Annotated in this window: 7 protein-coding genes; 2 read left to right on the top strand and 5 right to left on the bottom strand. The window is 41.8% G+C overall.

The annotated features are described in order from the left end of the window. Positions 1-421 (top strand): IS3 family transposase (locus tag CWB80_RS01275; RefSeq protein ID WP_138686269.1); only part of this gene is annotated, 421 nt, incomplete at its 5' end. 141 nt (positions 422-562) lie between these two features. Here CWB80_RS01275 and CWB80_RS01270 read toward each other — a convergent pair. Further along, complete coding sequence (locus CWB80_RS01270; RefSeq protein WP_138599735.1) at positions 563-2,164, bottom strand: isocitrate lyase; 1,602 nt, start codon at positions 2,162-2,164, stop codon at positions 563-565. Between the two features lie 230 nt (positions 2,165-2,394). On the opposite strand from CWB80_RS01270, the gene CWB80_RS01265 reads away from it, so the two are divergent. Beyond that, positions 2,395-4,569: a malate synthase G gene (locus CWB80_RS01265; RefSeq protein WP_502704994.1), complete on the top strand. Its 2,175-nt coding sequence runs from the start codon at positions 2,395-2,397 to the stop codon at positions 4,567-4,569. 197 nt (positions 4,570-4,766) lie between these two features. On the opposite strand, the gene CWB80_RS01260 is transcribed toward CWB80_RS01265, so the two are convergent. The 4 genes from CWB80_RS01260 to CWB80_RS01245 all read right to left on the bottom strand — a co-directional run bounded on the left by CWB80_RS01260 (position 4,767) and on the right by CWB80_RS01245 (position 9,308). After that, positions 4,767-5,492 (bottom strand): YebC/PmpR family DNA-binding transcriptional regulator, encoded by a 726-nt coding sequence (locus CWB80_RS01260; RefSeq protein WP_138599737.1) that lies wholly within the window; start codon positions 5,490-5,492, stop codon positions 4,767-4,769. A gap of 132 nt (positions 5,493-5,624) precedes the next feature. Then, positions 5,625-6,242 (bottom strand): HAD family hydrolase, encoded by a 618-nt coding sequence (locus tag CWB80_RS01255; RefSeq protein ID WP_054553379.1) that lies wholly within the window; start codon positions 6,240-6,242, stop codon positions 5,625-5,627. A 124-nt stretch (positions 6,243-6,366) separates the two neighbouring features. Then, on the bottom strand, positions 6,367-6,870 hold the full coding sequence (locus tag CWB80_RS01250; RefSeq protein WP_054553378.1) for a DUF6702 family protein: 504 nt from the start codon (positions 6,868-6,870) through the stop codon (positions 6,367-6,369). Next, positions 6,870-9,308 carry a M1 family metallopeptidase gene (locus tag CWB80_RS01245; protein WP_054553377.1) on the bottom strand — a complete coding sequence of 813 codons (2,439 nt, stop codon included), beginning with the start codon at positions 9,306-9,308 and terminating at the stop codon, positions 6,870-6,872. The genes CWB80_RS01250 and CWB80_RS01245 overlap by 1 nt, the downstream gene beginning before the upstream one ends. Positions 9,309-9,514: the final 206 nt, after the last annotated feature.

Raw genomic sequence — 9,514 nt, 5'->3', positions numbered from 1 at the left:
ATTCGTCATCATTGATTTGTATTCTCGTAAGGTTGTTGGCTGGGTAACAAGCCGGATAAACAACGCCGAGTTAGTTATTAAAACCCTGAGAAAAGCATGGTCAGCACGCAAACCTGATGGTTCGAACTTGCTCTTTCATTCAGACCAAGGAGCTCAGTATGTCGCAAAGGAAACAGTGAAGTGGTTAACGAATAGAGGTGTCACAGTGAGTATGTCTAGAAAAGGTAACTGCTGGGATAATGCGTGCTCAGAAAGCTTTTTCGCGCAGTATAAAAAGGAGTGGATAAAGAATTTAAATGAACTGAGTCGTAGTGAAATGACAACACAAACGTATTTTTATATTGAAAAATACTACAACTCAGTAAGAAGACATGGCACCCTAGGGTATAAAAGTCCCATGCAGTACGAACAAGTTAATTAAACCCTGTGTCTACTTTATCGGGGTCAGATCACGAGTCTGATGGCTGACGGCTGAAAGCTGATAGCTAAAAAGCGAAAAAGGGCCCGAAGGCCCCTAACAACATTATTGAATAGCTATAAAGGAAACTACATTACAACTTGGTTAGAACTGGTTCATGGTATTTGCTTCACCACCGGCTTTAAGCGCATTTTCACCAGAGAAGTACTCTTTATGAGTATCACCAATGTTAGAACCTGCTAGGTCTTGGTGTTTCACTGATGCTTGTTCACGGCGGATTTCTTGACGTTGTACGTCGCGAACATACGCCAGCATTCCTAGGTCGCCGAAATAGCCTTCTGATAGGATATCAGTGCTTAGCGCCGCAGTATGGTAAGTTGGTAGCGTGATTAGGTGATGGAAGATACCCGCTTCACGTGCACCATCTTTTTGGAAGTTTTGTACAAGTACGTCTGCTGCCGCAGCAAGCTCTGTGTCATCCATTTCTGGCGCCATTAATGCCTTATTGTCATCAATGCTTGGGTAAGCAGATAGGTCTTTACCTTGTTCTTGCCATTCAGCATAAACTTGCTCACGGAATTTAAGTGTCCAGTTGAACGATGGTGAGTTGTTGTATACCAGCTTAGCATTGGGTACTTGCTCTTTAACGCGGTTAACAAGCTCAGCGATTTGTTTAACGTTTGGCTTTTCTGTTTCAATCCACAGTAAGTCTGCGCCTGATTGTAAGCTAGTTACACAGTCTAGAACTACGCGGTCTTTCTCTGTGCCTTCACGGAACTGGTATAAACCATTATCTAAACGTGTTGGTTTGCAAAGCTGACCATTCAGCTTCATTGCAGTGTCGCCTTCGTTTAAGTCATCCACACTGTTTACTGGTGTTGTTTCAAGGAACGACGTGTATTGGCTAGCAAGGTCGCCAGGAGTTTTAGATACTGGCACTTTTTGAGTAAGGCTTGCACCTAATGAGTCAGTACGAGCAACGATAATACCGTTATCAATGCCAAGCTCTAAGAATGCGTAACGAACCGCGTTAATTTTTGCTAGGAAATCTTCATGCGGTACAGTTACTTTACCAGCTTGGTGACCACATTGTTTTGCGTCAGATACTTGGTTCTCGATTTGGATAGCACATGCACCCGCTTCAATCATCTTTTTAGCAAGTAGGTAAGTTGCTTCTTCGTTACCGAAACCCGCATCGATATCAGCAATAATTGGCACAACATGGCTTTCGAAGTTATCGATTTTATTTAGTACTGCTTGAACGTCACCGCCGTTTGCTTTCGCTTCGTCTAGGTCTTTGTAAAGGTGGTCAAGTTCACGTGCATCAGCTTGCTTTAAGAAAGTGTAGATTTCTTCGATAAGCGCTGGAACAGATGTTTTTTCATGCATACTTTGGTCAGGTAATGGACCAAACTCAGAGCGAAGTGCCGCAACCATCCAGCCACTTAGGTATACATAGCTGCGTTTAGTTGTTTTGTTATGACGTTTAATTGCCATCATCATTTGTTGTGCAGTGAAACCATGCCAACAGCCTAATGATTGTGTGTATTGGCTGTGGTCAGCATCGTAAGCTGCCATGTCTGCACGCATAATGTCTGCAGTGTATTGAGCAATGTCTAGACCCGTACGAAAACGGTTTTGTAAGCGCATACGGCTAGCGTATTCTGGGTTGATTGACTGCCACGTTTTGCCTTGTGTTTGACATAAAGTAGCTAAGTTATCGGTTTCGCGTTGATATGTTATCATAATAAAAATCCTTCGAACGGGTTATCTATTTTTTGTTAGTGAGAGTGGCTACTTGGCGTTTGCTTCGTAGCGCTTAATTCAACATTAGGCGGATTTTTGGAATTTAGTAAATTTATAGTTGTTATTACCACTATATTTTTAGTGAATGGTAAATAGCCTGCTTATTAGCCTTTTTTACGATATGGTTGGACCATGAATGATCAAATTAAGCTCGTTTAAAGGACATTATTATGACCACTCTCTCACTTAACGGTTTAAGCGTTGATCAACAACTTGCACAGTTTGTTGAACAGCAACTTTTACCAGGAACAGGCATTAGCACAGACACTTTTTGGCAAGGTTTTGCTGATATCGTCAATGAACTAACGCCAATCAATCGTGCGCTTTTAGAAAAACGCGAACAACTACAAGCTAAGATTGATGACTACCATAAACAGCAGCCGGTATGGGATGCGGCTAACTATCAAGCATTCCTTGAAGACATAGGCTACCTCGTTCCTGAGCCAGCTAGCTTCAGCATAGAAACAGAGCAAGTAGAGCCTGAAATCGCAAGCACTGCAGGGCCGCAGCTTGTTGTGCCAGTAAGCAATGCACGCTTTGCCTTAAACGCCGCAAATGCGCGCTGGGGCTCACTGTATGATGCGCTATACGGCACAGATGTATTAAGTGAAGACGACGGCGCTGAGAAAGGCTCTACATACAACCCTGTGCGTGGCTTTAAAGTCATGGCTTATGCTCGCCAGTTTCTGGATAAAGCACTGCCTTTAGCAAACGGCTCACACATCGAAAGCACCAGCTATGCAGTGGTTAATAATGAGCTTTTAATCACATTACGTGATAGTAGTCAGGTTCGCCTAGCAAACCCTGAACAACTTATTGGTTACCAAGGTGAAGCGCAAAATCCAAGCGCTATCTTATTGAAAAATAATGGCTTACATATTGAGCTACAAATAGACCATCATCACCCAATAGGCCAAGCAGATAAAGCAGGCCTTAAAGATGTACTACTAGAAGCAGCCCTTACAACGATTATGGACTGTGAAGATTCCGTTGCTGCCGTTGATGCCGAAGACAAAGTAAACGTCTATCAAAACTGGCTTGGTTTAATGCAAGGAAACCTAGTAGAAGCATTTAACAAAGAAGGTAAAACCATTGAACGCCGTTTAGCAGAAGATCGCCAATATCAAGGTGTCAATGGCGAAACAATCACGCTAAAAGGCCGCAGCATGATGTTTGTGCGTAATGTTGGCCACTTAATGACTAATCCAGCTATCCATGATAGTGAAGGCAATGACGTGTTTGAAGGCATTATGGATGCCATTATCACTAGCACCGCTGCACTTCATGACTTAAAAGGTACAGGTAGCCTTAAAAATTCAACGGCTAATAGTATTAATATTGTTAAGCCAAAAATGCATGGTCCAGAAGAAGTTGCCTTCACTAATACCCTGTTTACCCGCGTTGAGCAGCTGTTAGGCTTGCCTACAAACACCATTAAAATGGGTATTATGGATGAAGAGCGTCGTACTTCAGCTAACTTAAAAGCCTGTATTTTCGAAGCTAAAAAGCGTGTTGTATTCATCAATACCGGCTTCTTAGACCGCACTGGTGACGAAATTCATACTTCAATGCAAGCAGGTGTAGTACTGCCAAAAGGCGCTATTAAGCTTGAACCTTGGATCAGCGCATACGAAGATCGCAACGTAGATATTGGTCTTGCAACTGGCCTTAGTGGTAAAGCACAGATTGGTAAGGGTATGTGGCCAATGCCAGATAAAATGGCGTTAATGATGGAACAAAAAAGTGGTCACCCGAAAAGTGGTGCAAATACCGCGTGGGTGCCCTCTCCTACTGCTGCAACCCTGCATGCCATGCATTATCATGATATTGATGTATTTGCCTGCCAAAAAGCGCTTATGGACCGCAAAGAAGCAAGCCTTACCAGCTTACTCACTCCGCCGCTTATGAAAGATGCCAGCAGCTTAAGCAAAGAAGATATTCAAGCCGAACTTGATAACAACGCTCAGGGTATTTTAGGTTATGTTGTGCGTTGGATTGACCAAGGTATTGGTTGCTCAAAAGTACCAGACATCAACCATGTCGGTTTAATGGAAGACCGTGCCACACTGCGTATTTCAAGCCAGCACATGGCCAACTGGCTGTATCATGGCGTTTGCTCTGAAGAGCAAATTAGAAAAACCATGGCACGCATGGCAAAAGTTGTTGATGGTCAAAATGAAGGTGATCCGGCCTACAATAATATGGCTGATTCAGCCGAAACCTTAGCACAAAGTGTTGCTTATCAAGCAGCTTTAGCCCTTGTATTAGAGGGAGTTAAACAACCTAGTGGCTATACTGAACCATTATTGCATGCGTTCCGTATAAAGTATAAATCGTTAAATTAGCCACTACACAACTCCCCTTCGAGTTTCATGTGTCGTTCATAGCAGCCCAAGGGCTGCTTTTTTTTGACTAATATCAACTGAACTCATAACGACAGTGAATAGCCACCATTCACGGCATAATGAAAATCTATTAAAAAAGGGGCATTTGTTACCAAATGCCCCTTTTTACGTACTAATACGTACTAATTTTTTAAAAATTAGTTTTTAACAATCGCATTGTGATAAACGTTTTGCACGTCATCACAGTCATCAAGCATAGAAATAAACTTTTCAAAGTTTGCGATATCCTCTGGATCAGTGATGTCAGTATGAACTTGTGGAACAAACGTGATTTCGTCTACTTCAAAGTTAATACCTTCAAATGCTTCTTCAAGAGCTGTTTTTGCTTTGTAGTACTCAGTATGTGGAGCGAATACAGATACTTTGCCGTCTTCTACTTCTACATCTGTTACGTCTACATCGGCCATCATTAGCGCTTCAAGTACAACTTCGTCGTCATCACCTTCAAAGCCTAAAACAGCTAAGTGGTCGAACATATGCGCTACACAGCCCGGTGTACCAATTTTTGAATCTGTTTTAGTGAACGGTAAACGTACATCTTTAATAGTACGGTTAGGGTTATCAGTTAAACAGTCCACAATAACCATACAGTTACCCGGGCCATAGCCTTCGTAACGTGCTGGAGAGTAGTCTTCCCCTGCTCCACCGGCTGCTTTTTTAATCGCATTGTCGATTACGTGTGCTGGAACTTGGTCTTTTTTTGCACGCTCAATAATACGTTTTAGCGCTTGGTTTACTTCTGGATCTGGTTCGCCATTTTTAGCAACAACGTAGATTTCTTTACCGTACTTAGAATTTACTTTAGTTTTTGCATTGGCTGTTTTAGCCATGGCGTTTTTGCGGACTTCAAATGCTCTGCCCATCTTATGCCTCTATGAATACATTTGATAATTGCCGATATTTTAGCAACTCATGACCGCTTGGGCTAGTACTAGGGCATTTTGAAAAATAAAAAACTAACAATAAATCTCAGGAAAAATAAAAAACAAAGCTATTTAACATAACACTTTATTTTCTTGGAATGAGTCAACCAAAGTAGGTAGTTCTGAAAAATGATGCATTACATAATCGGCCTGATTTGCATACTCAGGAATTTCATCTGGCGCGTACAAGCAAGCACGCATGTTGGCATTGTGAGCTGCTTGTATATCAAATAAATAATCGCCGACATAAAGTAACTCAGACTGATCAAGCTCCCATAATGTCGCAATCGCATTTAAAGCACTTGGATCAGGCTTAGCAGGCGCATCAGAGCGAGTCAACACGGTTTCTATTGGTAAGGGGTTATTCTTTAATTTAATGGCAGCTGCACGGTCGTAGTTGCGAGTCACAATCGCCATCGGGATGTTATTTTCTTTCAGCCTCGTAATTGCCTCAGCAACGCCTGGCAATAAATGCGCATGCTGCGCATCAATAAGTTCATGCTGATGAACAATATTCATCGCTTCTTCACGCATGTAAGGCGAAGGTAACGAAGCAATGTAAGCAAGTAAGTCATTATCAAGCGGACAGCCTACCTGTGCTTTGATCAGTGAAAAATCCAACTCCGATGAAACCAAAGTACCATCTAAGTCAAAGATTACGCCACGGATATTGTTGTCATGGATAGTCATATAAATCCCTGTATATGAGAAGTGGGAAAATGTTGATGCCCATTAATAAGATAGTTTACGAAATGGGTTTATTAAAGGATCAAAGGATTAAAAAAGTAACTTTTTTAATCCTTTAGGACTGCTATTACTCTGGATTGACCGGCTCAAATCTAGCCTCAAGCCAAGTATCATCTTGGCTAAAGGTCAGCGTTTTTACCTTACCTTTACCCTCAATATTTACCATATTCACTTGTGTTGGCCATAGGTCGCGAAGTGCTCCGTTGCTCATTCGAATACCATGAATTCCCTCAGGGATCATGACTTCTTGGTAAACCCAAAAGAATTTACCATCAACTTGCGCACCCACATCTTTAAGCTCAAGCGGCTTGCCATCTAAAGTTTGTAGAGCAATATGTGACTCAACATAATCAGCAAAACGCTTCTGATCTTCTTTATTTGATAAAATATCAGCATTGCCGTCAAACAAATATTCAACGGCGTGCTCTGTATCATGTAAATAAAAACGATGCATCAGCTCAATATTGTTGGTGCGTTTGTTAAATAACACGGTAGTCACAGACGCTTTTAACTGGTGCGCCATGGTTGGCGCACTCAGTAATAAAGCAAAAATAATGGCTATAAAGCGCATTATTGTTGCTCCTGGGCATCATTTTCGTCGTCTTTTTTCAGCTCAGTTTTAATATCTTGCATGATATCGCGGCTGACTTTCGCTTTACTCTTCTCACGTTTGTACACTTCAATACGTGATGGAATAATACGACGCGGGTAGTTATTGTTTTCTACATCAACATCCGCTGTTTCCCAGCGAGGGTCCACTGTAACAGACACTAGGTTTTTACCTTTTTCTGTAACAATTAGCTTTTGTACATGCTTGTGGTTACGACGCCAGATTTCAGCCGGAATGTACTGCTCTTCTTTCGTACCATCTTCATAAGTAAGCTCTAATAAGATAGGCATGACTAAACCACCTAAGTTTGAGAACTCAAGTACGTAGTAGTTTTTATCTTCTTTGATTGCACGTTCAAACGTTTTACGCTCCCAAGGCTCTAACCCTTTAAGGAATTTGTTATACGCGTTACGCTCTTTGTTAGTTACTGTGAAGCGGTCGTTTTCGTCGTAGAAGTCAGTTACATCTGGGTTTTCTTCAACCCACAGTTTTTTACCTTCTTCTTTATTACGTTTTACGAATAACGGCATTGGCTTGTCAGCTTCGATATCACGTAAACGATTAAAGTCGATATCAGGGTTTTTGGTATCTAAACGAAGTTGATAAACCTTGTCTAGCGAAATATCAACGTGATCTGTGGTGTAGAACCAACCACGCCAGAACCAATCAAGGTCAACACCTGACGCTTCTTCCATAGTGCGGAAGAAATCAGCAGGAGTAGGGCGCTTGTATTTCCAACGCTGTGCATATTCTTTGAATGCAAAGTCGAATAGCTCACGGCCAAGGATCACTTCACGTAAAATGTTAAGTGCAGCAGCAGGCTTAGTATAAGCATTAGGGCCTAAACGTAATACGCTGTCTGACTGTGTCATAACAGGCACTTGGTTTTCAGACTTCATATACTCAACGATGTCGCGAGGCTCAACACCCCAAGGAATAGTGTGGTCCCATTCGCGACCAGCAACACCATCTAAGAAGCTGTTAAGGCCTTCATCCATCCACGTCCATTGACGTTCATCAGAATTGACGATCATAGGAAAGTAAATGTGGCCAATTTCATGGATAACCACACCGATCAAGAAGCGTTTTTCTGCTTGCGAGTAGGTACGAGTTCCATCTTCTTGTAGATCTGTACGCGGGCCATTGAAGGTGATCATAGGGTATTCCATACCGCCTACAGGGCCATTTACAGATTGAGCAACTGGGTAAGGGTAGTCAAAAGAGAAGCGTGAATACACTTCCATTGTATGAACTACTGACTCAGTAGAGTACTTCTTCCAAAGGTCACCACCTTCTTTCGGGTAAAAAGACATCGCCATTACTAACGGCTGATCTTTACCGCCTTGATGATAGCCTTTTGCATCCCACATAAACTTACGTGAAGAAGCCCACGCAAAGTCACGTACATTTTCAGCTTTAAAATGCCATGTTTTCGTTTTGTTTGTGCCTTCTTTTTCGTTTTCTAACGCTTCTTCTTCAGTCACGATGAAAACAGGGCGCTTAGCATCTTCAGCTTGTTCAAGACGCTTACGCTGTGTGCTAGTCAGAACGCTGCTTGGGTTATCAAGTTGACCCGTTGCCGATACGATATGGTCAGCAGGTACTGTAATTTCTACATCGTAATCACCAAACTCAAGTGTGAACTCACCGCTGCCTAAGAAAGCTTTGTTAGTCCACGCTTCATAATCAGTGTATGCAGCAAGACGAGGGAACCATTGCGCTAATAAGAAGATATCGTTACCATCTTCTTCAAAGTGTTCATAACCTGAACGTGCACCAACGGCGTCTTCTTCAACAATGTTAAAGGCGAAGTCCATGCTGAACTCAACGTCTTTTCCCGGTTTAAGCGGCTCGTTTAAGTCGATACGCATTAAGGTATCTACTACAGTAACTTTAAGCTCTTTTCCGTCTTCGTCTTTAACATTGGCGATTTGATAACCCAGCTCGTTGTCGGCCATAAATTGCTGACGACGTAACTGACCTAAGCTCAATTTAGTTGATTTTGGCTGAGGATCACCTTGCAATGTTTTACCATTGAAAGTAGATGTCATTTCAGCAATTGAGTCAGATTTAAAGATATTTTGGTCTAGCTGTAACCAAAGATACTTTAAGGTGTGCGGCGAGTTATTTTTGTATTCGATAGTTTGGCTTGCTGTTAAGCGACGTTTCTTTTCATCTAGCTTTACATCGATGTCGTAGTTTACTTGCTGTTGCCAATAATTTTCAGCAGGCTCACCGGCCGCACTACGGTATACGTTTGGAGTTGGAAGTGCTTCATCTAGCTGACGGAACTTGTCAACGAATGAGCCTTTAGTTTGCTCAACAGATGACGCCATAACAGCTGAAGATACTGCTAAAGGCAATACCAAAGCACTCAATTTGAGAACTGCTTTTTTCATTGTTTATCCTGTAATTAGTTTGCAACCGTAACATCGCAAACTAAAAACAAAGTTGCAACATTATCACGATAAATTGCGGTATTTTTCCGGTAGTATTCATCGGTTATTACTAATCAAGATTAATTGTTGCTTTTTTTAATTAATATCTTGTAAAGGGGGTTTACAAAAACTGATTAATTTTAATTCAGCACTAATTCATTCCAAAG

It is taken from the genome of Pseudoalteromonas sp. S1650, from assembly GCF_005887195.1.
GTDB lineage: Bacteria > Pseudomonadota > Gammaproteobacteria > Enterobacterales > Alteromonadaceae > Pseudoalteromonas > Pseudoalteromonas simplex.
The sequence above is the reverse complement of the archived record's forward strand: the minus strand, read 5'-3'. Positions and strand labels throughout refer to the sequence as shown.